The organism is Limnohabitans planktonicus II-D5 (genome assembly GCF_001270065.2).
GTDB classification, from domain to species: domain Bacteria; phylum Pseudomonadota; class Gammaproteobacteria; order Burkholderiales; family Burkholderiaceae_C; genus Limnohabitans_A; species Limnohabitans_A planktonicus.
On sequence record NZ_LFYT02000003.1, the window covers coordinates 203,003 to 227,436 of the forward strand.

Here is a 24,434-nt window from a genome sequence, read left to right on the forward strand (position 1 = left end):
TGGCCTGCTGGTTCAAGCATTTTTTCAATGTCAGAAAAGGGGAACTGTCATGAATATTCTGGGTTACCTTCAAAAAATTGGCCGAGCCCTCATGGTGCCGGTGGCCACACTGCCTGCAGCGGCCATCATGATGGGCGTGGGGTATTGGATGGACCCCAATGGCTGGGGCTCGGGCAATGTCGTGGCGGCCTTCTTGATCAAGGCGGGTGGGGCCATCATTGAAAACATGTCGATCTTGTTTGCGGTCGGGGTGGCCTACGGCATGTCCAAAGACAAAGATGGTGCCGCCGCATTGACCGGGTTGGTGGGCTTTTTCGTGCTGACGACGCTGCTGTCACCTGCGGCCGTGTCGCAAATACAGGGCATCGCTTTGGAGAAGGTGCCCTCCGCTTTTGGCAAGATCAACAACCAGTTTGTGGGCATTTTGACCGGCGTGATTGCGGCCGAGCTTTACAACCGCTACAGCCATGTGGAGTTGAACAAGGCCTTGGCGTTTTTCAGCGGCCGCCGCCTGGTGCCCATCCTGATGTCGTTTGCCATGATTGCGTTGTCGGTGGTGTTGATGGCTGTCTGGCCCTGGATTTACAACGGACTGGTGCAGTTTGGGCTGAGCATCAAGGACATGGGGCCTGTGGGGGCTGGTATTTATGGATTTTTCAACCGTTTGTTGATTCCTGTCGGTTTGCACCATGCCTTGAACTCGGTGTTCTGGTTTGACGTGGCGGGCATCAATGACATTCCCAACTTTTTGGGCGGTGCCAAGTCACTGGCTGAGGGGAAAGCTGTGCTCGGCGTGACAGGCATGTACCAAGCCGGATTTTTCCCCATCATGATGTTTGGCCTGCCCGGCGCTGCGCTGGCCATCTACCAGATGGCCCGGCCCGAGAACAAAGTGCGTGTGGCATCCATCATGGTGGCAGCGAGTTTGGCCTCATTTTTCACGGGCATCACAGAGCCGCTGGAGTTCGCGTTCATGTTCGTCGCCCCAGTTTTGTATGGCTTGCACGCGCTGCTCACGGGCATCTCGGTCTACATCGCGGCCTCCATGCACTGGATTGCGGGCTTTGGCTTCAGTGCTGGCCTGGTGGATTTGGTGCTGTCGTCCAAAAACCCCTTGGCCACCCAGTGGCCCATGCTGCTGGTGCAAGGCTTGGTGTTCTTTGGCATTTACTACCTCGTTTTCCGTTTTGCCATTTCCACCTTCAATCTCAAAACGCCGGGACGCGAGGATGCCGAGATCTTGGCAACCTCTTTGGCCACCTCCAAGGACATTGCGCCTGCGAGTCCGGCCACTGCGCTCACGGCTGCGGCCGTGGCTCAAACGGCCCCTGTGACGAAGAACCGCACCATGGCCGAGTTGGGTCAGGCCTATGTCGACGTGGTGGGTGGGCCCGAGAATTTGGTGAACATCGATGCCTGCATCACGCGTTTGCGTTTAACGGTGGTGGACTCCGAGCGGGTCAATGCCGCCAGCGCCAAGGCCATTGGCGCGAGTGGGGTGATCAAATTGGACAAGCAAAACGTGCAAATCATCACCGGCACCCAAGCCGAACTGATCGCCGGGGAGATGCGCAAACATCTGGAGGGTTTGGCTTCTGGCAATAGGACATGACATGACTCAAACAGTTGCGGGCTGCATTTTGACCCCTCAAGGTTGGGTGCGTGGACAAATGCTTTTCACGGACCGCATTCATGCGATTGAAGGCACGCCTGTTGCAGAGCCAGCTTTTGACGAAGCATTGGTCTTGCCAGGCTTCGTGGATTTGCATGTGCACGGCGGCGGAGGGGCCGATGTCATGGATGGACATGGCGCGATGGACACCATTGCACGCATCCACGCAAGCCATGGCACTACCAGTTTGCTGGCCACCACCATGACAGCGCCACGCAGCGCTATTGAACTAGCCATGGCAGATGTCGGCCGCGCGATGCAAAACCCCATGCCCGGTGCGGCCCACATCCTGGGCGTGCACTTGGAGGGGCCCTTCATCAGTCCCGCCAAATTGGGCGCGCAGCCCGACGTCGTTCGATTGGGCACCACACAAGAGGTGAGCGCATTGAGCGCCTTGGCCCGTATTCGGGTGTTGACTCTGGCACCAGAAATGGCGGGGCATCTGGACTTGATTCGTGAGCTGGGGGGCATGGGCATCCTGGCTCAAATCGGGCACAGCAGTGGCAGCTATGAAGACGGTGTGGCGGCTTTGAACGCGGGGGCGAGCGGCTTTACCCATTTGTTCAACGCCATGAGCCCTTTGCACCACCGGGCTCCCGGCATGGTGGGCGCGGCCTTGGCGCATGCGCAATACGCCGAACTCATCCCCGACTTGCTGCATGTACACCCTGGTGCGATTCGCGCTGCCCGCAGGGCGATTCCCAAATTGTTTTGTGTGACCGATGCCACTTCGGGCACGGGCATGCCCGATGGCACCTATCACCTGGGTTCGCACACTGTCACCAAGTGCATGGGCGGCGTACGCCTGGCCGATGGCACCTTGGCCGGCAGCGTCTTGACCATGGACCAAGCCTTGCGCAACCTGGTGTCCATCGGCATACCGCTGCGCGATGCGGCGCTGCATGTGTCGACCCATGCGGCCGACTATGTGGGCGAACACGAGCGCGGTCGTCTTCAGCGGGGGGCTCATGCGGATGTCGTCGTGATGTCGCCCGACCTGCAGCTGCGCCATGTTTTTGCCCAAGGTCATGCCGTGAACTTGGCCGTCCATTGATTTGTTGCCTCTTGGCCCGCTTGAGCCTTGAAGGTGTTGTTGTGGGAGCCCGCCATGGAAATCATCATTCAAGCCTCAGCCCAGGCGGCCACTGAGATCGCCTCACGCACCATTGCACATGTGTTGCGCCGTAAGCCGAATGCGGTGCTGGGACTGGCCACGGGCAGCACCCCTGTGCAACTCTACAAATTGCTCATAGACATGAACTTGGACTGGCGCCAAGTGAGCACCTTCAACCTCGACGAATATGTGGGCTTGCCCAAAGCGCATCCGCAGTCTTACCACAGCTTCATGTGGGCCAATTTGTTCAAACACATCAACATCGACCCGCAAAACGTCCACATTCCCGACGGCAATGCACCAGATATGGCCTTGCATTGTTTGGCATACGAGCAAAAAATCCGCCAAGCCGGGGGCATTGATTTGCAAGTGCTGGGCATCGGCACAGATGGGCACATTGGCTTCAATGAGCCCTCGTCCTCACTGGGCTCGCGCACTCGCATCAAAACCCTGACCCGACAAACGCGGCAAGACAATGCCCGCTTTTTTGGCAACGAAGACCAAGTGCCCAGCCACGTCATCACCATGGGCATAGGCACCATCATGGATGCTCGGCAACATGTGCTGCTGGCCTTTGGCCCTCACAAAGCCCGCGCTGTGGCCCTAACCGTCGAAGGCCCCATCACCGCAATGGTCCCAGCTTCAATCTTGCAGATGCACCCAGATACCCGGGTCTATCTGGACCCAGAAGCCGCAGCGCAACTTCAGCGGTCCGATTACTACCGCTGGGTTTTTGAACACAAACCACTTTGGCAGCGGGTCTGACAAGGGCTCGGGTTTTTACTGCTCACAGGTAGAAGACTTCGGCGTTCACGACTTGTGCTCAGGCCTGCTTCACGCGCTGGTGCTCAGTTGCAAGGCGTTGGTGGGCAGTATCACCACCACATCGGTGAGGTTTCCATGGTTTGCGTCTGTTCAGCTCAGCCGCTGGATGTGGCTTTGAATGACTTGTGCAATTCGCTTGACCGTATCTTTGCGGATGGGGTGTTGCATGGCCAGTGCTTGGAAATGGGTGGCTTGCGTGCAAATGTCCGACATCATTGCTTGGCATGTCGGGGCGTGAAGCCCGGCTTTGTCGGCCAGGCGCAGGAGCTGTGTTCGAGTGGGGGTCAGGCCTTCGCCTTCGATGTCCATTTGGTGTTCGCCGCGTGGGCTTTCGCAATAGGTCAGGTCGTAGCCGGGGGCCAGTTGCCAGTGGCCTTGCGGGTTGAGCAGGTAAGAGAAGTTTTTGGTGTGGTCGTCGCGGTTATGGAAGACGACATTGAAGACGCAGCGGCGAAAGGCTTTGAGGACTTCGTGCTCGCTGCGTGTCATGAGGCGTGTCATGCGCAGCAAGGTGAGGTAGTCGCAACTTGGGATGCGGTAGTCCGCATGCAGGGCTCCGGCCAAGGTGTGCATGGGCACGCGCATGGGGCCTGCGCGGTCAAAGCGCTGTACGGCAAATGCGGCCAGTGAATGGGCCAATTCAAAGTACCGGGTGGGTGGCATGTCGATGCCGCACAGACGGGCCATTTCGGCATAAACGTGTTCCAGTGCGCAGACTTCAGGGTGTTCGTTTGCAGCCGGAAATTTGACCATCCACGCTTGGCCAGGGGCGCTGGCCAGGGTGCTCATGTGGCCTGTGTCGGGTTCGAATTGCACCAGGGCTTTGGGGCGTGCTCCTTGAGGTGAGCCGCCCAGGGTGATGAGCTGTTGGAGTGTTTCGCTGTCTTGTCCTTGCACAACGCTTTGCACTTCTTGTGCGAGTTGTTGCAGCGCCCAATCGACGGGGGTGTGCGGGTCATCGCTGGCAGGTTCAAAGCTGAGCGCACCCATGGCGCGGTCACCCAGAAAAGCCAGGCGATCGAGTGGGCTGATGTGGTGGCGTTCGAGGTGTCGGTGGGCTTTGAAGAAGCGGTCCATCAAGAGCAGGCCCCATCCGTCGGGCAGGCTGTCGGCCACCAGGCCAGGCAGTTGCATTTGATGGGCCGGAAAATTGCCGTAAGTCTGCGGCCTGAGTTTGAGGTGCAGGGGCGAGAGTTCAAGGCCGCGTTGCAGTGCTTGAGGGCTGTACTCAAAGAGCAGTTGGCGTGAGTCTTGTGCCAGTGTGCCCAGAGGCCAGTGTTCACCCCAGCCTTGGTAGTGGACGGTGATTTTTTTCATGTGCCAGGCGGCCAGGCTGTGCCGCTGCGTTTGGTGGCGCGTTGTCGGGGTTTGTGGGCGGCGGCTTGTTCCATGGCGGCAATGGATGTGAGGGGGATGTTGAAGATTTCGGTCAGTTCGCTGGCCAGGCCCAGGGCCATCACGGTGCGCAGAAAGTTTTCGAGGGTGCTGCCGTGCCCGGCTTCCAGTCGTTGAAGGGTGAGCACGCTCAGGCCTGCACGTTGAGCCAGATCGGTTTGGCTCAGGTTTTGGTGCAGGCGTTGAGCGCGCAATTTTTGGCAGAGTGTCTGGCGAATTTCGCGTTCGCTGGCCAGTCCAAAGTCGAGCATGGGTGCATGTTTGAATTGAAAAATCAATGATAAATAATTGTTGCATTGAAGTCAAATATGGCTGTCAATGCAACAAAAATGGTGTTTTGTTTTATGGCTTGATCTCTTTGCCTTTGTGCATGACACGTCCTTGTGTGTAATGTGGATAAATGGTGCGCAATTGGTGCATTGCTGTTCGTTGGAAGTCCATTAATGCAAACAACCGCTCTTCAATTTTCCCCTGCACTCAGCCATGGCTTTGAAGGGTTTATCGATTTCTTGCGCGACAAAGACGCGGGGGCCTCAACGCTTTCACCCAAGCGATTTGGCGACGTGCTGAGCATCGATGTCCAGACGCTGGCCACTCAGGCCCACGTTCATCGAAACACGATCAGTCGTGCCCCGGCGTCGGAGAGTGTCCAGAAATTTTTGCGTGAGGCTTTGCGCGTCATGCGAGCGGCCCATGATCTGTCAGGCGATGTGGGTCGTTCGATTTTTTGGTACCGCAACGAACCATTGCCGCCATTTGGCTACAAAACCGCAGAGCAGTTGGTCATCGAAGGGCGCACCGAAGATGTACTGCGCTATGTCAGTTCGCTCGAAGCGGGTGCCGCAGGATGAAGTTGACCGCACTGACCGATGCCACTGCGTACCGGATGCATGTGCCGCGTTGGGCTGTAGTGCCAACCTGATCACTGTGCGGGCATAGACGCTAACTGAGCCACCGCTTGTTCCAAACCACCCAGAATACGATCCAACACCACTTGAGAAAATCCGGGCGGTAGATCGCGTTGAACCGAGGCCATTGCCTGCGGTGTCTTGGCAATCAAGTCTTCCATGATGGCCTCGGCATCAGGACCCCATCCAACTTGCTTGGCCGTGCTGTTGAAATGCCTGCGCTGAATGCTGGCCATTTGGTAATGCTTGTTTTTGCCAAGCAAAGCCATGGCCAATTTCACTTCCCGACCGGACCACAGATTGGGGCCATTTCCAATGATCGGATAGGCCGACATCACGTCATACAAAGGTGTGAGCTGAAATGCCCCGCCGGGCAAAAGATGGATGCTGAAATTTTTGCCATGACCGTCCGGCGCCTGAAGAAGCCAAAACAAAATTTGGGCCGCCATCAATGTGCGCATGTCCAATTCCGGTGCGCGAGATTGTGCAAGGAGCGAGAAAATTTTGCGCAAGCCAGGTCCGCCCTCATGTTCATACTTGATCAACGCAGAAGTCCCCGTTGCCTGGCAGAAATCTTCTTGGGGGAGTCTGAAAATTTGGCCTGCGACAAGCCTGCGGTCAAACCGTTCGACAACAAGTACACGTTGCGAGCCAAAGCTGGCAATTTCTGCCGAGGCTACTGGCAAGCCATAAGCCTTGAGCAAGCGCAAGCACAACCATTCGTTGTCGACCGATGTGCTGAAGTCAGCCTGCCTGCCGCCCACCAAGCCCAGCGCAAGTTTGAAGATATGTGTGGTGGGTGTCGACCCGCGAGGTTTATGCCATGCATTGTTCCACCACAGGTAAGCATCTTTTTCTTGTGCGCCCGCTAAGGAAATCCGGAAGTCATCATCAGATTCAAAAGCTGCATCCGAGGCATGTGGCGTGACAACACTCTTCAAGTGACGCTCAATCGCATCATCATCAACGGGCACGGCCTCAACCTTGTCCACATTGTGCGGAACTTCAGATTCATCAAGAAGCTGTACAGCACCCACACAGTCGCGCCCGATGGCTCGCAACAAATCAAATGCGGCAATAGATCCCGTTTTGAATCGGATGGCCACCCGTTTTCGGATGCTGTCGCTGTCGGGCAGAAGATTTTCAAAGTAATGAGCAACCGCATCACCCTTGATCGCCTCATTAAACGGGGTGAATGGCAAAGACAGCGATATGGGTCTGCCTCGTGGGGACCGGACCCAGGCATCGTCATATTGCAGTTCCATGTCGCCGCGCGCCGTCACTGTCCAGCGACCCATGCGTTCGCCGTTTGCCCAAAGTCCTAAAGTTTGACTGCCCGATTTGCGCCCCATGTCACCACTCCGCAGCATCACTGTCCAATGCAGTCGCAGTGTCACGGGCCCCCAACCTCAGATCAAGCCCCAGCGCTGAGCACCAAGCCAGAAGTTGAGAAAAGCTCAATGTGTCGGGATGGAGCTCCAGATAGGAAACACGGTTTTGACTCAAGTTCAAACGGTTTGCAATCGCTGTTTGCGACAACTTCAAACCTTTGCGCGTGCTGCGCAAAAGATGACCCAGTTGATCACCAGAAATGAGAATTTGTGGGGGTAGTGGTGACATCATTTTTAGCTGTTAAGCAGATATTTGCATCATAGCTGTATTTGAGCTAATTTGAAAATATCCTGATTTCAGCTAAGTATGTGATGCACCAGTTTGCTTGCAAATGGGTGTGCCGCATAGCCCTCCCATGCGGCGGCTCACCTTGTCCATGCTTTAAATTACTTGATTTCCTTGTCCTGGAACGTGACGCGGCCTTGTGCGTAGCGGTAGGTTTCTTTGCTCATGGCGGCTTGGCGTTGTTCTTTTTCCGAGCCCATGGGTCCGAAGTAGCCGAGCATGTCGATGGTGATGGTTTGCTGGCCGTCCCAGCGGGGGTAAATGATGTCCGAGCAGCTGCCAAATTCAGGTGTGGCTTTGACGCTGCCTGCTTGCACGATGATGAACTGGTAGAGCGCCGGGCAGGCGCTGCCGCCGGTGTTTTGCAGCAAGATCACGTCCTGGTTGCCGATGCTGTAGTCCATGACGATGCTCAGGAAGTTGTTGCCTTGCACATGGGGCAAGATGGGTTTGCCGCGCAGGCGCAAGGTGTTGTCTTCGGCAATGACCAGCGGCCCTTGGCGTGTGCCGACCGCTTGGCGGGTGTTGGACAGGGCTGAGGTCATGCGTGGGTCGCGCCCGGACGTGATGTCGTACCAGCCCATGGCTTGGCTGCTGAACTTTTGCGGCACCTGGCCCTCCAGGGGGCGACGTTGGCCTTGCTCGATTTGGCAAGGCATGTCGGGTAGGCAATGGGCCAAAATGGTTTTACCCAAGGCTGATTGGTTGCGAAAAATCTGGCCGATGCTGTCGCCCGATTCGCCACTGACGCTGAAAAGTGATGACCATGTGGCGCCTTTCTCAAGGACGCCGTTGATGGTTTCAGCATGCAGGGCTGAACTGCTGATGGACAAAAGAGCCCACACGGTGGCGGACAGCAGCAGGTGTTTTTTCGGTGGGTGTTGGCGATGCGTCATGGTTCTCCCTTTTTGATGTATGCGATGTATCAGTGCGCCGCAGAGGATGCAGCTTGCAGCGGCTGGAGCTTTTCCAGGCGGACTTCCCATTGGTCAATCTGGGCTTGCAGGCGATGGGTTTGCGCCTCGTCTTGGTCGAAGTCCTTTTGCAATTGGTCTTGCCTCGCTTGCAGGCTGCCCCACATCTCGTCGTCCTTGAGTACGCCCAAAAAATTGAGCAGGACTTCTTTGGGGGTGAATGCTTGGCTGCTATTGACGCGCTGGGTGGAGGCGCTCAGTGACTGCCGGACCTGTTGCCAATAACGCACATTGGCCTGCTGGAGTGCTTGTTCTGCAGTAGCGATGTCTTCGGAGCAGATGTGTGCGCTCAGGATGTCCAAGCTGGTGGTGACTGGAGCGGCATCCAGCCATGACATGCGTTCTTCAAAGCTGTTGGCGGGCAGGCTGGTGCGGGGGGATGGCTGGGTGATGGCTGTTATATGGGCGGGTGGGGTGTTCACGGGGGCTCCTCGGGGTGAATGGATTTCAGGCTTGTGCCACAACGCGCCATGCCAAATAGATCAACAGTGCCATGAGTAACCACGGCAAAAGCAGTCGCAGCACGGCCAGGAAGACGAGCAGCAAAATCCAGGTCAGGTGCAAAGCTGTTGCAAGGACAAAGATGCGGATCAAGGTTTTGTGCATGCCAGTTTTCCAGGTGCGGGGTGGTCTGAAAATTCTAAAAATCCCCTGCGACAAGGTGTGTCGGTTTTGAAGGATCCGAAATTATTTTTTTAAGTTGAACCTGGCCGAGCCGATCAGCCAGATTTATACAAAATCAGGGCGCTTCATGATGTCGGTCAACTTGATGGCAGTCCTGCGGGGGGGGGGGCGAACTAGCGGTCTTAAAGCGGATGTTGACCAGGGTGCCCTCATTTGCAGCGGACTCACGGCAAGTCTGTGCCATGGGGCCATATGGCTGGGTTAACATCTCAGACTCTTCCGAATCGGGGATTGAATCCTTTGATTCGTGATTTTTTGAGGGTTTTGGCAATGTCTTGACGGCTTGCAGCCAGCCCTTGGGTTTTTTCAGCTTTTCATTGGATCGACCAGACCGCCGTGCGTCTCAATTCCATCAAGCTTTCGGGCTTCAAATCGTTCGCCGAACCGACCAACTTCTTGCTGCCCGGGCAGCTGGTGGGCGTGGTCGGCCCCAACGGTTGCGGCAAATCCAACATCATGGACGCGGTGCGTTGGGTGTTGGGTGAGTCCAAGGCGTCTGAATTGCGTGGCGAATCCATGCAGGACGTCATCTTCAACGGCACCAACACCCGCAAACCGGCCAGCCGGGCCAGCGTGGAGCTGGTGTTCAGCAACGAAGACCACCGCGCAGGCGGCCAATGGGGCCAGTTTGCCGAAATCGCCGTCAAACGCGTGCTCACGCGTGACGGCAACAGCAGTTACTTCATCAACAACCAGCCGGTGCGCCGCCGCGACGTGCAGGATGTGTTTTTGGGCACCGGTTTGGGCCCACGCGCCTACGCCATCATCGGTCAGGGCACCATCAGCCGCATCATCGAGTCGCGTCCTGAAGAACTGCGCTTGTTTCTGGAAGAAGCTGCAGGCGTGTCCAAATACAAAGAGCGCCGCCGCGAGACCGAAAACCGCCTGTCCGACACGCGTGAGAACCTGACCCGTGTCGACGACATCTTGCGCGAGCTGAACGCCAACCTGGAAAAGCTCGAAAAGCAGGCCGAGGTCGCCCACCGCTACAACAACCTGCAGGCTGACAGCACGCTCAAGCAGCACCAGCTGTGGTTTTTGAAGCGCCGCGATGCTGAGGCCGACCAGGGCCGCATGAAGTCCGATGTGGACCAAGCTGTCAACGCCCTGGAGTCGCGCATGGCCGACCTGCGCCATGTGGAGGCCGATCTGGAGACCATTCGCCAGGCGCACTACGACGCGGGCGATCAGGTCAACCAGGCGCAAGGCAAGCTGTATGAAGCCAGCGCCGAAGTGGGCCGGCTGGAAGCCGAAATCCGCTTTGTGGTCGAAGGCCGCCAGCGTGCCGAACAGCGCTTGCAGCAGCTGATTGAGCAAACCGCCCAATGGGGCACCCGCAGCGAAGACGCCCAGACCGAGCTGGAAACCTTGTCCGAGCAGGCCGCCATGGCCGAAGACCAGAGCATGACGCTGGCCGCCCAGGTCGAAGACCAGGCCATGGCCTTGCCCGATCTGGAAGAAGCCCTGCGCAAAGCCCAACACGACGCCAATGCCCAGCGCGCCAGTGTGGTGCAGGTGCAGCAGCAAATTGGCGTGCTGGCCGCTGACCAGCGCAACGTCGAAGAACAATCGCGCCAGCTCGAAAACCGCCGCGAACGCCTGCTGGCCGACCGCAACGCCTTGGCCGCCCCCGACGAGGCCCGTCTGCACAATCTTCAGGAACAGCTGGCCACCGCCGAAGCCCAGGCCGCCGAATCTGAAGCCCGCCTGCACGAGCTGCAAGAGCGGGTGCCCGCGCTGGACGAAGACCGCCGTGAGCGGCAAAAGGCCGTCAACGATGAATCGGCCCGCTTGGCCGATCTGAGCGCCCGCATCGAAGCGCTCAAGGCCTTGCAGGAAAAAGTGCGCACCGACGGCAAGCTCAAACCCTGGCTGGCCAAGCACGGCATGGACGGGCTCGAAGGCCTTTGGAGCCGCATTCACATTGAATCGGGTTGGGAAAACGCCCTCGAATCAGCCCTGCGTGAACGCCTGTCTGCGCTGGAGGTGTCGCGCCTGGACATGGTGCGGGCCTTTGCCAATGACGCGCCCCCGGCCAAGCTCTCGTTTTTCAGCCCGCCGCTGGCGTCCAAAGCCGTCTCGCGCAGCGGCTTGCCTGCAGGCTGCCGCCCGCTGGCCGATTACCTGCGCATTCCCGATGCGGGGCTTTTGGCCCTGGTGACTGATTGGCTGCAAGGCTGTTACACCGCGCCCCAGATCGAAGATGCGCTGGCCTGGCGCAGCCAGCTGCAGCCGGGCGAAACCCTGTTGGTGCAGGCAGGCCACGCGGTGGATCTGAACAGCGTGGTGTTTTACGCGCAGGACTCCGAACAAGCCGGTTTGCTGGCCCGTGCGCAAGACATTGAAAACCTGGAAAAACAGCAACGCGCCCAGACCCTGATTGCCGAAGAAAGCCGCAGCGCCTTGGTGCGGGCCGAAGCCGCCTATGCAGACGCCTCGCAGCGCCTGGTCAGCGTGCGCCGCGAAGCGGCCGAAAGCCAGTCGCGCACCCATGAGCTGCAGGTCGAAACCCTGCGCTTGTCGCAGCTGGTGGAACAAACCCGCGCCCGCAGCGCACAAATCAACAACGACCTGGCCGAAGTCGACGCCTTGCTCGATGAATTGCAAGAGCGCCGTGTCACGGCCGAAGCCCGTTTTGAAGAGCTGGACATGCAGTTGGCCGACAGCCAGGAGCGCCACGCCCAGCTGGACGAACGGGTGATCGACTCCGAGCGCAAGCTGGCCGAATGCCGCGAACAGCAGCGCAGTCTGGAGCGCCTTGCCCAGGAGGCGCAGTTCTCGCAGCGCAGCCTGGACGCCCGGCGGGCCGAGCTGAACCGCACCATCGAAACCGCGCAGCAGCAAGTGGCCAGCATCGCCGCCGAAATGCAGCGGGCCCGCGACGAACTCAGTCGCCTGACCGATGCCGCCGCGCAGGCTGGTTTGCAAAACGTGCTGGCCGTCAAGATGGAGCGCGAGCAGGCACTGGGCGCTTGCCGCAGCGCCTACGACGACCTCACGGCCAAATTGCGTGCCAGCGATGAACGCCGCGTGGCCTTTGAGCGCGAACTCGACCCCCTGCGCCAACGCATCACCGACTTGCAGCTCAAGGAACAAGCCGCCCGATTGGGGCTTGAGCAATACACCCAGCTGCTGGCAGATGCACAGGCCGACCTCGAAGCCGTGGCCCAGTCCATCGAAACCGGCCAGGTGCGCGTGACGGGCCTGCAAGGCGAGATCGACCGCATCCACCGCGAAATCACGGCTTTGGGCCCGGTCAACCTGGCGGCTTTGGAAGAGCTGACCACCTCGCGAGAGCGCAAGACCTTCCTCGACTCGCAGTGCGCCGACCTGACCGATGCCATGAACACGCTGGAAGACGCCATCCGCAAGATCGACGCCGAAACCCGCGAGCTGCTGGGTGGCACCTTCAAGATCGTCAACGAGCATTTCAGCCGCATGTTCCCCGAGCTGTTTGGCGGCGGCAATGCGCGTTTGGTCATGACCGGTGACGAAATTCTGGACGCCGGGGTTCAGGTGCTGGCCCAGCCGCCGGGCAAGAAAAACCAGACGATTCACCTGCTGTCGGGTGGCGAAAAAGCCCTGACCGCGATCGCGCTGGTGTTTGCGATTTTTCAGCTCAACCCGGCCCCGTTTTGCTTGCTGGATGAGGTGGACGCGCCGCTGGACGACGCCAACACTGAGCGCTACGCGAAGCTGGTGGCGGGCATGGGCAAGGAAACCCAGTTCCTGTTCATCAGCCACAACAAGATCGCCATGGAAATGGCTGAGCAGTTGATTGGTGTGACCATGCAAGAGCAGGGCGTGTCCCGCATTGTGGCTGTGGACATGGAGTCCGCAGTGTCTATGGCCGACATGGCCTGAACCCGAGAATTTTTATGTTGGATTTGTTGAGTGCATTGAGTCCATTGCAAGTCAGCCTGGTGGCCCTGGGGGGCCTGACGGTGGTCGGGGTGGTGGCCTATAACTACTGGACCTCGCGCAAGAGTTCGCCCAGGTTGCCTGAGCCCCTTTCCGAACCCACCCACACCCTGGAGCCCCTGCTCGATCTGTCTGGAGCCACAGAGCCTGTGCTGGATGAAGACTTTGCCAATTTGCCCCAGCCCGAGCGCAAGCCCCTGCTGGATGCCTTGATCGATGTGATCTCCACCATCGAGGTCGATCAGCCCGTGTCGGGTGACGCCGCACTCGCGGCGCTGCCCAGCACGCGCCGTGTGGGCACCAAACTCTTCACGGTCGAAGGCTGCAGCCAGCTCAGCGGCGAATGGGAAGCCATCGTGCCCGGTCAGCGTTATTCGGCCTTCCAGGCAGGTGTGCAGTTGGCCAACCGCATGGGGGCGCTCAATGACATCGAGTTTTCTGAATTTGTGGTCAAAACCCAGGCATTTGCCGATGCCGTGGGGGGCACAGCCACCTTCAGCGACATGCTCGAAGAGGTGGCCCGTGCGCGTGAACTTGACCAGTTTGCCAACGCCCACGACGCCCAACTGAGCGTCACCCTGTGCGCACGTGATGCCGCCTGGAGCCCGGGTTACATCCAGCAGCATGCGGCTCGCCTGGGCTTCATTGCAGGCTCCATTCCCGGCCGCATGGTGCTGCCTGGGGCAGTGCCCGGCTTGCCGCCAGTGCTGTCCTTGGCTTTTGACATGCAAGCGGCCTTGGCCGAAGACCCGGCCTTGTCGGCGGTGCGTGAGTTTTCCCTGAGCCTGGATGTGCCTCAAACGGCGCGCGAAGACCAGCCCTTTGACCGCCTGCGCCAAGCGGCCCGTTTGCTGGCCCAGTCCATGGACGGGGTGGTCACCGATGGCCGTGGGCAGGTGCTGGTCGATGAAGCACTCGACGACATTGCCCATGACCTGGAGCGGCTGTACAGCGCCCTGGATCAGCGCGAGTTGTCAGCAGGTTTGCCACAAACCCGACGTTTGTTTTCGTGATGGGACTTGAGCACATGCCGCAGTCAGATTTGTTTGGTGACGCATCGCCTGCCGCTGCCCATGGGGTGGCCAGTGCTGCCACGTCGCCTGCTGAACGTGCGGCCAGCTTGCGCAAGGCCTTGCACCACCACGCCCATTGCTACTACACGCTTGACGCCCCCGAGGTGCCCGATGCCGAGTACGACCGCCTGTTTCGGCAATTGCAGGCGCTGGAAGCTGAGCACCCCGAGCTGTTGACGCCAGACTCCCCCACGCAGCGCGTGGGCGGCAAAATTCTGGCCGAATTTGCCCAGGTCACGCACCGCGTGCCCATGCTCAGCATCCGCACCGAAACCGACACCGAAGCCAGTGGAGCCGAGGCGTTTGACACCCGCATCCGCAAGGAATGGGGCCTGACGGATGCAACGCCGGTGGAATACGTGGCGGAGCTGAAGTTTGACGGCTTGGCCATGAGCCTGCGCTACGAAGGCGGTGTGCTGGTGCAAGCGGCCACCCGGGGGGATGGTGAAACCGGTGAAGACGTCACCACCAACATCCGCACCATTGGCCAAATTCCGCTGCGCCTGCCCGCCGATGCGCCCGCCGTGCTCGAAGTGCGCGGCGAGGTGTACATGCGCCGGGATGATTTTGAGGCTCTCAATGAGCGCCAGCGCCAGCGTATTGCTCAAGGCATGAAGGGTGAAAAAACTTTTGTGAACCCGCGCAACGCGGCTGCCGGAGCGGTGCGACAGCTCGACTCGGGCATCGCCGCCGAGAGGCCCTTGAGCTTTTTTGCCTACGGCTGGGGCGACGTCAGCGCACCGTCTGAAGGCGGCCCCGTCTGGACCACGCACTACCAGGCCTTGCAGCAACTCAAACGCTGGGGTTTTCCTGTGGCCGAGCAAACCTCTTGCGTGCAGGGCGCAGCGGGCCTGGTCGGTTTTCACCGGCGCATGGCGGCTGAACGTGATGCATTGCCCTACGACATTGATGGCGTGGTCTACAAAGTCAACCGCCTCGATGGGCAGCAGCAACTGGGCTTTGTCAGCCGCGAGCCCCGTTGGGCAGTGGCCCACAAATACCCGGCACAAGAAGAAATGACCCAGGTGCTGGCCATCGACGTGCAGGTGGGTCGCACCGGCAAGCTCACCCCGGTGGCCAAACTGGCCCCCGTATTTGTGGGTGGCGTGACGGTGACCAATGCCACGCTGCACAACGAATTGGAGGCCCGCCGCAAAGACGTGCGCGTGGGCGACACCGTGATCGTGCGCCGGGCAGGCGACGTGATCCCCGAGGTGGTTTCGGTGGTGCTGGACAAGCGCCCGGCAGGTGCCGTGTTGTTCACCATGATGAGCCACTGCCCGGTGTGCGGTAGCCTGGCCGAACGGGAAGAGGGCGAAGCTGACCACCGTTGCACGGGCGGGCTGTTTTGCAGCGCGCAGCGCAAACAAGCCGTGTGGCACTTTGCGCACCGCCGCGCCATGGACATCGAGGGCCTGGGCGACAAACTGGTGGACCAGCTGGTTGATTCGGGCCGCGTCAACACCTTGGCCGACCTTTACAGCCTGCAGCTGCAGGACCTGGCGGGCATGGACCGCATGGCCGAAAAATCAGCCCGAAACCTGCTCGATGCGCTGGAGAAATCCAAGCACGCCACACTGCCCCGCTTTTTGTTTGGCCTGGGCATACGCCATGTGGGCGAGGCCACGGCCAAGGAGCTGGCCCGGCACTTTGGCCAACTGAATGCGATCATGGCGGCCAGCGAAGACGCGCTCTTGCAAGTGTCCGATGTCGGTCCCATCGTCGCCCACAGCATCCGCACCTTTTTTGACCAGCCCCACAACCGCGAAGTGGTGCAGGCCTTGCGCGATGCTGGCATCATCTGGGCTGAGGGTGATGCCTTGGCCCCGACCGAAATGCCGCTGGCAGGCGTCACGGTCGTGTTGACCGGCACTTTGCAAAGCATGGGCCGCGACGAGGCCAAAGACAAACTCGAAGCCCTGGGTGCCAAGGTGGCCGGCTCGGTGAGCAAGAAAACGAGCTACGTGGTGGCGGGCACGGAAGCGGGCAGCAAGCTCGACAAGGCGCAGGCCCTCGGTGTGCCGGTGCTCGATGATGCGGGCTTGGCGGTGCTGTTGTCGGGCAACAAGCCATGATGAACTGAATGTTGAGCCCGTTCGCTCAGTAGATTTTTGGAAGGGGAAGCAGAGATGGCGATCCGTGAAATTCTGAAAATGGGCGATCCGCGTCTTTTGCGTGTGGCTCAGGCCGTGTCACCGCAGCAAATGCGGGGCTTGGGCCAACTCGTGCAGGACATGCAGGACACCATGGCGGCCGTCAACGGTGCCGGTCTGGCTGCGCCGCAAATCGGGGTCGATTTGCAGGTCGTGATTTTTGGCACTGATCGCGTCAATCCCCGTTATCCCAATGCACCCGCCATCCCGCGCACGGTCTTGATCAACCCTGTCATCATCCCGCTGGATGATACTGAAGTAGAGGATTGGGAGGGTTGCCTGTCGGTGCCGGGACTGCGGGGGGTGGTGCCCCGCTATGCGCGCATCCGCTATGCCGGTCTGGACGAGTCCGGCGACATGATTGACCGCACGGTCGATGGTTTTCATGCCCGGGTGGTGCAGCACGAATGCGACCACCTGCAGGGCAAGCTGTACCCGATGCGCGTGCGGGACTTCACGCGCTTTGGCTACACCGAGGTGCTGTTTCCGGGCATCAACGCGGTCGAGGACGACTGAACCCGCTCACAGCCTGGCCAGTCGCTGCAGCGCCAGTTGCAGTGTTTCATCTTTCTTGGCAAAGCAAAACCGGATGACTTTCTGGTCAAAACCGTTGCCGTAAAAGGCCGACAGCGGAATGGCGGCCACCCCGATGTCGCTTGTGAGCCATTGGCAAAACTGGGCTTCACTCAGGTTTTTCTCGGGCACATCCAGACCCGAGATGTCCACACACTGGAAGTAGGTGCCTTCACCGGGCAGCAGTTTGAATTTGGTTTGCGCCAGACCTTGGCGGAACAGGTCACGCTTGCGTTGGTAAAACGCAGGCAGCTCCAGATAGGGTGCCGTGTCGGCCATGAAGCGCGCCAAGGCGTGCTGCATGGGGGTGTTGACGGTGAACACGTTGAACTGGTGCACCTTGCGAAATTCGGCAGTGAAGGCTGCCGGTGCCGCCACGGTGCCGATTTTCCAGCCCGTCACATGGTAGGTCTTGCCAAAGCTGGAGACGATGAAGGCGCGAGCGGCCAGGCCGTCAAAGTGCGCCGCGCTCCAGTGCTGGTTGGGCGCGTAGACCATGTGTTCATAGACCTCGTCGCTGATCAGCACGATGTCGGTGGGCGCCAGAATCTCTTGCAGTGTGAGCATGTCCTGGCGTGACCAGATCATGCCGCTGGGGTTGTGGGGCGAGTTGATGAGGATGGCGCGGGTTTGGGGGCTGATGGCTGCTCGGATTTTGTCAAAGTCGGGGCGAAAGGTTCCCGGTGTGAGCGGCACACGCACCACCACGCCGCCGGCCAGTTCGATGTTGGGCACATAGCTGTCGTAGCAAGGCTCCAGCACGATGACTTCGTCGCCAGGGTGCACGATGGCCAGGATGGCGGTCAGGATGGCCTGGGTGGCCCCTGCGGTCACGGTGATTTCGCTGGCCGGGTCGTAGTGGCGGCCATAAAGGGTTTCAATTTTTTTCGACACAGCTTCGCGCAGCGGGGCCACACCGGGCATGGGTGGGTATTGGTTGAGCCCTTCGCGCATGGCACCATCCACCAGATCGAGCAACTTGGACTCGCACGGAAAGTCTGGAAAGCCCTGGCCCAGGTTGACCGCGTTTTTCTCGGTGGCCAGGGCCGACATGACCGTGAAAATGGTGGTGCCCATGTTCGGGGCTTTGGAGACCAGCTGGGGCGTGCGTGCATTCATGGTGCGGCCAGAAAAGTAAAGGGTTGAAAAAAAACGTGCTCAGGGGCAGAGCACTCACAACTCGTAATCGTTGACGTGCCCGGTCATGGCTTTGGCGATCAGGGGAGCGGTGAGCCGGTCGCTGAGCAGTTCGGCGAAATGGTAGACAAAGTGGCGCAGGTAAGCGCCTCGCTTGAAGGCCACGCGGGCCACGTTCAGGCCCAGCAAGTCGGCCAGAGGCCGCACGGCCAGGTCTTGCACGGGGTCGTCCTTGACGGCCATCTCGGCCACGATGCCAATGCCCAGCCCCAGCCGCACATAGGTCTTGATCACGTCTGAGTCGATGGCTTCCAGTGCAATACGCGGGTGCAGTTTTTTGGCCGTAAAAGCGTGGTCAATGCGGCTGCGCCCGGTGAACGAGGGGTGGTAGGTGATGATGGGCTCGCTGGCAATGTCTTCTAACGACAAGTGCTCTTTTCGGGCCAGCGGGTGGTCCATGGGCAGCACCAGAACGTGTTGCCATTCATAGCAGGGCAGGGTGACCAGGTCTTCGTAAGCCGACAGGGACTCGGTGGCGATGCCGATCTCGGCCGTGTCGTCGAGCAGCATTTTGGCCACCTGATCGGGGGCACCTTGGTGCAGGCTGATGTTGACCTTGGGGTATTTTTCGCGCAGCTTGGCCACCGGCATGGGCAGCACGTAGCGTGCCTGGGTGTGGGTGGTGGCAATCGACAGGGTGCCGCTGTCCTGTGCACTGTATTGGTCACCAATTTTGCGCAGGTTGCTCACTTCGCGCAGGATCGCTTCGATGCTGTGCAGCACATGCTGGCCGGGCTCGGTGATGCGTTTGAGCCGTTTGCCGTGGCGGGCAAAAATTTCGATACCCAGCTCTTCTTCGAGTTCAATGATGGCCTTGGAGACACCCGGCTGCGAGGTGTGCAGAGCCTTGGCCGTTTCCGTCAGGTTGAGGTTGCGGCGTGCGGCTTCTTGGACAAAACGAAATTGGTGCAGGTTCATACGCTCAAGGCTATATTGAATTGCATCATTATGCTTTAGCTGTCTATGACTGCTTTTTCTCAGCGTTTCTGGTTTGACCTGCTGCGATGTCGGCCATGAGGGCTGTCATGGCTGGGTGTTCGCCAATGGCGGGCATCAGCTCGAAGTGCATCTGCGGATAGGCTTGTTGCAAGTCTTGCACCAATGCAGGCAGGTCTTCACGGGCATGACGTCCCACCCCCAGAAACATGGGCACGATGCGGATGTGCGACAAACCCTGCGACATCAGTTGCTCGACGGTCGTGTTCAGGTCAGGCGCGGTCAGCTCTAAAAAGGCGCATGCCACTGCCAACTCAGGCCAGCGGGCTTTCATGTTGTCGGCCACGGCGTCGATGGGCAAACGCCACAGGGGGTCGCGTGAACCGTGGGCAAAAAGAATCACGCCCGTTTGGGCCGGGTTGTTGTTCATCGTCTTAAAACCATCCACCAAAATGCGCCCAAAGAAACAGCGCTGTAAATCAAGGCCGGAGCCGCCGAGGTCAGCCAGGGCTGCCAGTTGTGCAGGTTACCCACAAAGCCAAACAAGTTGCTCAGCAGCGTAAAGCTGATGCCGGCTAGCACGCCCAGAAAGACGTGCCCCGCAATTTGCCCCGAGCGAAAGTGCAAATAGGCAAAGGGCATGGCCAGGACCAGCATCACCAGGCAGCTGAGCGGGTAAAACACCTTGCGCCAAAACTCGATTTCATAGGCTTGGGCATTTTGTTTGTTCTGGGACAGGTGGCGCATGTACCTGAACAGTTCCCAGGTACGCATGCGCTCGGGGCTGAGCAAGGCGGCTGCCACCATGTCAGCGCTGATTTGGGTGGGCCATACCTGTTCTTTGGCATGTTCGACTGTGAAGTTGAGCTGCTTGGCATCTGCGGTGGGCGCAATCGTTTGGCGCTCCACATCCGAGAGCAACCAGGCCTTAGGCTGGATCAGCGCTTTGGACGCAGTGCTGATGCTCAGCAATTTGCCTTGTGTGTTGAACTCGTGAATGCGGATGTTTTCCATGTGTTCAAGGCCATCGAACAAGCGCACATTGACCGCAAAGTGTCGCTGCCCTTGAGTTTCTTTGAGCCAAGCACCGGTTTGACCGATGGTCAGTCGCCCCTGAAATTGCCCTTTGAGCTGGATGGCCTGCCGATCTGCCCAAGGCGCAGCATAGTCGCCAATCAAAAAGGTGAGGGCGACAAAAATAAGGCCCAAGCTCATCAAGGAACTCAAGGCACGCATAGGGTCCAGGCCGCCCGTTCGCAAGATGGTGAATTCCGAACTTTGCGCCAAGCGGGCCATGACCAAAATGGTGCCGATCAACACCGAAATGGGCAAAAGCTCGTACAGGTGAACCGGAATTTTCAGGGCAATGAACAGCAAGGCATGGTGCAGTCGATAGCCTTGGGCTTCGTAGCGGTTGAGCTCTTGCAGCTCAGCCACCATGTCAAAAAAGCCAAACAAGGCCAGAAAACTGGCCGCGACAAAAGCCACAGCCCGCAATATCTCGCCATGCAGCAAACGCCGTACGGTTTTCATGTGCGGGCCTCAGTGGGCGTGGTGGCAAAGTTCAAGGGCAGAAGCTTTTAGGTTGTCGCAATTCAGATGGCCTGCCAGCAGCTGGGGCTGCACAGCTTGGAAATCGTGAGCCAAGGCTTTGCGAAGGGGAGAATGGAATAACATCGGCGAGAAGGAAACCCTCAATTATGAACTTCGAAATCCAAAAACGCGCACTTTCACGCATCATCCGCGACGATCACGATGCACTGGTTGTCTTGTGGCCCGCTCAGCTGCCTGAATCGGTGGACGTGTCCAACCCGATTGTCGCCGTGGTGCGTTCGGCCATCGCGCGTGGTGATTTGGAACTCAAGGCGGGCGCGCTCCTGTCTTTGTATGCCTTGGCAGGTGTGAAGGCGCGTCAGGTGGTGGTGGTGTGCACGCAAGACGGCACCTCCCGGCACATGCGCACCGCCATGACGGCAGCTTGGGGAGCCTTGAAGGCCCTCAAGCTCACCAATCTGGGCGTGCATGCGCTGGTGGATTTGAGCGCGCAAGCACTGGAATCGGCTGCCAGCGCCTTGGCCGATGCCTCCTACAGCTACGCCAGCACGCTGAGCAAGCCCAAACCCAGAACCCTGAAAAACGTCGTCTTCACCTTGGAGACAATGGAGGCCGCTCACCGTGGTGCCGTGGTGCGTGCACAGGCCTTGGTGCAGGGCATTGAAGTGGCCAAAGAGTGGGCCAACCGGCCTGCCAACCACGCCACGCCCACCCTGCTGGCGCAGGCGGCCCAAGCCATTGCCAAGGGGCCAGGCTTCAAATGCGAGGGCTTGGGCATTCGTGAAGTCACCAAACTGGGCATGGGTTCCTTTTTGGCTGTGGCGCAAGGTGCGGCCGAGCCGCTCAAATTCATCGTCATGCGCTACAGCGGTGCAGCGACAAGCCAAGCGCCAGTTGTGCTGGTGGGCAAGGGCATCACCTTTGACACGGGCGGTATTTCCATCAAGCCAGCGGCTGAAATGGATGAGATGAAATACGACATGAGTGGCGCTGCCAGTGTTTTGGGTGTGTTCAAGGCCTTGGCCCAATTGCGGCCCGCCATCAACGTGGTGGGGTTGATTCCTGCCACCGAGAACATGCCCAGCGGTCAGGCCGTCAAGCCTGGTGATGTGGTCACCAGCATGAGTGGGCAGACCATTGAAATCCTCAACACCGATGCAGAAGGCCGTTTGGTCCTGTGCGATGCACTGACATATGCCGAGCGTTTCAAGCCCAAGGCGGTGATCGACATCGCCACCTTGACCGGTGCCTGTGTGATTGCCTTGGGCGCTGTCCGCTCGGGGCTTTTTTCCAGCGATGATGACTTGGCTTTGGCCTTGCAAAAAGCAGGCGAAGACTCGGGCGATGTGTGTTGGCGCATGCCATTGGACGAGGACTATGCCGAGGGGCTGAAAACCCGTTTTGCCGATGTGGCCAACGTGGGGGGCAGGGCTGGCGGCTCCATCACGGCTGCCAAATTCCTGCAGCGTTTCGCCACGCAATTTCCTTGGGCACATCTGGACATCGCAGGCACTGCGTGGCGCAGTGGTGCGGCCAAAGGGGCCACGGGTCGGCCGGTGGGCCTGCTGCTGAACTACCTGTTGGCACAGACCGCTTCCAGCACCGCGACCCCAGCACGCGTGAAAGTGGCTGCCAAAACCAAGGGCAAAGCCAACACCGAGCGCACTTGACGGTGACGTGCATGACCCGCATCGAATTTCATTTCAACGCCCCTGAGCGATTGCAATACGCCTGTCGGCTTTTGCGAAAAGCCCATGGGCGCAGTCTGCGCGTGGGCGTTGTCGGGGCACCAGCGACTTTGCGTCAACTCGATGCCGCGTTGTGGACATTTTCAGCCACTGATTTTTTGCCGCACAGCACCACCGCCCATCCCGCTGACATTCAGGACGCCTCGGCCATCTTGCTCAGCCACAACACCACCGATTTGGGCGTATTGGATGTGCTGCTCAATTTGGGCGATGAAGTCCCCGAGGGTTTTGAGCGCTTTGAACGCTTGATTGAAATTGTCGCGATGGACGACCACAGCCGAATGTGCGCGCGCCAACGCTGGAAGCACTACACCGCGCAGGGCTATGATTTGTTGCAACATGACTTGTCCAAGGTTTCTGCACCATGACCCTGCCATTGACCTCAACTGATGCGCCAGGCGGCATGCCGGACGCGGCAGGCATTCCCACTCTGACACTGGCGCTCGAGACATCCAGCATTCCAGAAGCCGTTCGTGTGGCGCTGGATGTGCGCGAAGCCGAACGAGCCGCCTTGTTTGCCATGTCCCATGAATTGCTGGACGGATTGCGGCCTGAGTTGGACCGCTTGACCACCGAGTTGGTGCGCAAAAGCATTCAAGGCTTGTGGGAAAAACGTTCTGAAAAATATGAAAATCCGCGCACCCAGTGAATGTAAAAAAACGCACAGACTTTTGGTTTTCCCTGAGGCACAGTGTTCGTTTTTGCAGTATCTTCAGAGGCTGCTTGATTGAAGCAATTTTTTCTTCGGAGTTTCTATGAAAATTTCAGGTAATCGTTCTTTGACTTTTGTCGCTGTGGCCGTTGCTGCAGTCGTTTTGGCCGCTTGCGGCAAAAAAGAGGCTGCGTCTGACGGCGTAGTGGTCAAAATCGGTCACGTCGGACCGGTCAGCGGTGCCATTGCCCACCTGGGTAAAGACAATGAAAACGGTGCCCGCATGGCCATCGAAGAACTCAACGCCGCCGGCCTGAAATTCGGCGACAAGGCTGTCAAGTTCGAATTGCTGGCGGAAGACGACGCAGCTGACCCCAAGCAGGGCACCGCTGCGGCCCAGAAGCTGGTCGACGCCAAAGTCAATGGCGTGATCGGTCACCTGAACTCGGGCACCACCATTCCTGCTTCGCAGATCTACAACACTGCAGGCATTCCCCAAATTTCGCCATCGGCCACCAACCCCAAGTACACCCGTCAAGGTTATGCGGGCGCGTTCCGTGTGGTGGCTGACGATGTGCACCTGGGCGGCACCCTCGGTAAATACGCTGTGGAAACCCTCAAGGGCAAAAACATCGCCGTCATCGATGACCGCACCGCTTACGGCCAAGGCGTTGCTGAAGAATTCAAAAAAGCCGCCACAGCTGCTGGCGGTGCCATCGTCGGCCACGAGTTCACCACCGACAAAGCCTCTGACTTCAACGCCATCCTGACCACCCTGAAAGCCAAGAAGCCTGATGTCGTGTTCTTCGGCGGCATGGACGCTGTGGCTGGCCCCATGTTGCGCCAAATGAAATCCTTGGGCATTCAGGCCAAGTTCATGGGTGGTGACGGCATCTGCACAGCCGAGCTGGCCAAACTGGCTGGCGACGCCATGAAAGACGAGACTGTCTTCTGCGCTGAGGCAGGTGGTGTGGAAGGCGAGCAAAAAGCTGGCATGGATAAATTCCGTACCGACTTCAAAGCCAAATTCAATGCCGACGTGCAGGTGTACGCACCCTACGTGTATGACGCTGTGAAAGTCATGGCCACCGCCATGGTGACTGCCGGTTCTTCCGATCCTGCCAAGTACCTGCCAGTCCTCAAAGCCATCAGCTACAAAGGCGTGACGGGCGACATCGCGTTTGACGAAAAAGGCGACATCAAAAATGGCGCTTTGACCTTGTACACCTACAAAGGTGGTGAGCGCACTCAGTTGGCTGTGGTTCGCTGATCCAAACGCCCCCGAAATTGGGGGGCGTTGTTCAAACCCCAGCCCGGCTGGGGTTTGGATGCAAGGCCAATACAGACGAAAAAAAGCCTGCACATGTGCAGGCTTTTT

Annotated in this window: 23 protein-coding genes; 12 read left to right on the plus strand and 11 right to left on the minus strand. The window is 59.0% G+C overall.

Translation table 11 applies throughout. From position 1 onward, the window contains the following. Positions 1-49: 49 nt before the first annotated feature. Genes nagE through nagB form a run of 3 tightly spaced genes read left to right on the plus strand, consistent with a single transcriptional unit; the run spans position 50 to position 3,551 of the window. Entirely contained in the window at positions 50-1,612 is a 1,563-nt protein-coding gene (nagE, locus tag H663_RS24035) for an N-acetylglucosamine-specific PTS transporter subunit IIBC (RefSeq protein ID WP_053176382.1), read from the plus strand. A 1-nt stretch (position 1,613) separates the two neighbouring features. After that, the gene (gene nagA, locus H663_RS24040; protein WP_053176380.1) at positions 1,614-2,726 is read left to right on the plus strand and encodes an N-acetylglucosamine-6-phosphate deacetylase; all 1,113 of its coding nucleotides are present in this window, start codon (positions 1,614-1,616) and stop codon (positions 2,724-2,726) included. Between the two features lie 54 nt (positions 2,727-2,780). After that, positions 2,781-3,551: a glucosamine-6-phosphate deaminase gene (nagB, locus tag H663_RS24045; RefSeq protein WP_053177005.1), complete on the plus strand. Its 771-nt coding sequence runs from the start codon at positions 2,781-2,783 to the stop codon at positions 3,549-3,551. Between the two features lie 150 nt (positions 3,552-3,701). Here nagB and H663_RS24050 read toward each other — a convergent pair whose 3' ends face one another. Continuing rightward, a complete protein-coding gene (locus H663_RS24050; protein ID WP_053176378.1) occupies positions 3,702-4,928 on the minus strand; it encodes a type II toxin-antitoxin system HipA family toxin in 1,227 nt (408 codons plus the stop codon). Next, complete coding sequence (locus tag H663_RS24055) at positions 4,925-5,257, minus strand: helix-turn-helix domain-containing protein (RefSeq protein ID WP_053177003.1); 333 nt, start codon at positions 5,255-5,257, stop codon at positions 4,925-4,927. Before H663_RS24055 ends, H663_RS24050 begins: the two co-directional genes overlap by 4 nt. A gap of 192 nt (positions 5,258-5,449) precedes the next feature. On the opposite strand from H663_RS24055, the gene H663_RS24060 reads away from it, so the two are divergent. Beyond that, positions 5,450-5,857 carry a hypothetical protein gene (locus tag H663_RS24060; RefSeq protein WP_053176377.1) on the plus strand — a complete coding sequence of 136 codons (408 nt, stop codon included), beginning with the start codon at positions 5,450-5,452 and terminating at the stop codon, positions 5,855-5,857. 71 nt (positions 5,858-5,928) lie between these two features. On the opposite strand, the gene H663_RS24065 is transcribed toward H663_RS24060, so the two are convergent. The 5 genes from H663_RS24065 to H663_RS41520 form a co-directional block, all read right to left on the minus strand. Continuing rightward, on the minus strand, positions 5,929-7,266 hold the full coding sequence (locus H663_RS24065; protein WP_053177001.1) for a type II toxin-antitoxin system HipA family toxin: 1,338 nt from the start codon (positions 7,264-7,266) through the stop codon (positions 5,929-5,931). Position 7,267: 1 nt separating this feature from the next. Further along, positions 7,268-7,537 (minus strand): helix-turn-helix domain-containing protein, encoded by a 270-nt coding sequence (locus H663_RS24070; protein ID WP_420844034.1) that lies wholly within the window; start codon positions 7,535-7,537, stop codon positions 7,268-7,270. Between the two features lie 155 nt (positions 7,538-7,692). Further along, complete coding sequence (locus H663_RS24075; protein WP_053176375.1) at positions 7,693-8,487, minus strand: hypothetical protein; 795 nt, start codon at positions 8,485-8,487, stop codon at positions 7,693-7,695. A 29-nt stretch (positions 8,488-8,516) separates the two neighbouring features. After that, a complete protein-coding gene (locus tag H663_RS24080; protein WP_053176373.1) occupies positions 8,517-8,987 on the minus strand; it encodes a hypothetical protein in 471 nt (156 codons plus the stop codon). 25 nt (positions 8,988-9,012) lie between these two features. Beyond that, positions 9,013-9,171, minus strand: a complete 159-nt coding sequence (locus H663_RS41520) for a hypothetical protein (RefSeq protein WP_165803852.1) — start codon at positions 9,169-9,171, stop codon at positions 9,013-9,015. Between the two features lie 414 nt (positions 9,172-9,585). Between H663_RS41520 and smc the strand changes: the two genes are divergently transcribed. The 4 genes from smc to def are packed head-to-tail and all read left to right on the plus strand — an operon-like array spanning position 9,586 to position 16,912. Next, the gene (gene smc / locus H663_RS24090; RefSeq protein ID WP_053176367.1) at positions 9,586-13,113 is read left to right on the plus strand and encodes a chromosome segregation protein SMC; all 3,528 of its coding nucleotides are present in this window, start codon (positions 9,586-9,588) and stop codon (positions 13,111-13,113) included. Between the two features lie 35 nt (positions 13,114-13,148). Next, positions 13,149-14,183 carry a cell division protein ZipA C-terminal FtsZ-binding domain-containing protein gene (locus H663_RS24095; RefSeq protein WP_053176999.1) on the plus strand — a complete coding sequence of 345 codons (1,035 nt, stop codon included), beginning with the start codon at positions 13,149-13,151 and terminating at the stop codon, positions 14,181-14,183. Positions 14,184-14,197: 14 nt separating this feature from the next. After that, positions 14,198-16,318 carry an NAD-dependent DNA ligase LigA gene (gene ligA, locus H663_RS24100; protein ID WP_083451375.1) on the plus strand — a complete coding sequence of 707 codons (2,121 nt, stop codon included), beginning with the start codon at positions 14,198-14,200 and terminating at the stop codon, positions 16,316-16,318. A 54-nt stretch (positions 16,319-16,372) separates the two neighbouring features. Further along, a complete protein-coding gene (gene def / locus H663_RS24105) occupies positions 16,373-16,912 on the plus strand; it encodes a peptide deformylase (RefSeq protein WP_053176365.1) in 540 nt (179 codons plus the stop codon). Positions 16,913-16,918: 6 nt separating this feature from the next. On the opposite strand, the gene H663_RS24110 is transcribed toward def, so the two are convergent. The 4 genes from H663_RS24110 to lptG are packed head-to-tail and all read right to left on the minus strand — an operon-like array spanning position 16,919 to position 20,635. Further along, positions 16,919-18,088 (minus strand): pyridoxal phosphate-dependent aminotransferase, encoded by a 1,170-nt coding sequence (locus tag H663_RS24110; protein WP_053176363.1) that lies wholly within the window; start codon positions 18,086-18,088, stop codon positions 16,919-16,921. A gap of 54 nt (positions 18,089-18,142) precedes the next feature. After that, positions 18,143-19,084: a CysB family HTH-type transcriptional regulator gene (locus tag H663_RS24115; RefSeq protein ID WP_053176361.1), complete on the minus strand. Its 942-nt coding sequence runs from the start codon at positions 19,082-19,084 to the stop codon at positions 18,143-18,145. A 43-nt stretch (positions 19,085-19,127) separates the two neighbouring features. Continuing rightward, complete coding sequence (locus H663_RS24120; protein ID WP_053176359.1) at positions 19,128-19,532, minus strand: sirohydrochlorin chelatase; 405 nt, start codon at positions 19,530-19,532, stop codon at positions 19,128-19,130. Continuing rightward, a complete protein-coding gene (lptG, locus tag H663_RS24125; RefSeq protein WP_053176357.1) occupies positions 19,529-20,635 on the minus strand; it encodes an LPS export ABC transporter permease LptG in 1,107 nt (368 codons plus the stop codon). The genes H663_RS24120 and lptG overlap by 4 nt, the downstream gene beginning before the upstream one ends. Before the next feature lie 167 nt (positions 20,636-20,802). Here lptG and H663_RS24130 point away from each other — a divergent pair, with 167 nt between their 5' ends. The 4 genes from H663_RS24130 (at position 20,803) to H663_RS24145 (ending at position 24,326) form a co-directional block, all read left to right on the plus strand. Continuing rightward, the gene (locus tag H663_RS24130; RefSeq protein ID WP_053176355.1) at positions 20,803-22,326 is read left to right on the plus strand and encodes a leucyl aminopeptidase; all 1,524 of its coding nucleotides are present in this window, start codon (positions 20,803-20,805) and stop codon (positions 22,324-22,326) included. An 11-nt stretch (positions 22,327-22,337) separates the two neighbouring features. Beyond that, on the plus strand, positions 22,338-22,772 hold the full coding sequence (locus H663_RS24135) for a DNA polymerase III subunit chi (protein ID WP_053176353.1): 435 nt from the start codon (positions 22,338-22,340) through the stop codon (positions 22,770-22,772). Further along, positions 22,769-23,053, plus strand: coding sequence for a hypothetical protein (locus H663_RS24140; RefSeq protein WP_053176351.1), 285 nt, complete (start codon positions 22,769-22,771; stop codon positions 23,051-23,053). The genes H663_RS24135 and H663_RS24140 overlap by 4 nt, the downstream gene beginning before the upstream one ends. Positions 23,054-23,159: 106 nt before the next feature. After that, on the plus strand, positions 23,160-24,326 hold the full coding sequence (locus tag H663_RS24145; protein ID WP_053176349.1) for a branched-chain amino acid ABC transporter substrate-binding protein: 1,167 nt from the start codon (positions 23,160-23,162) through the stop codon (positions 24,324-24,326). The last annotated feature ends 108 nt before the right edge of the window (positions 24,327-24,434 follow it).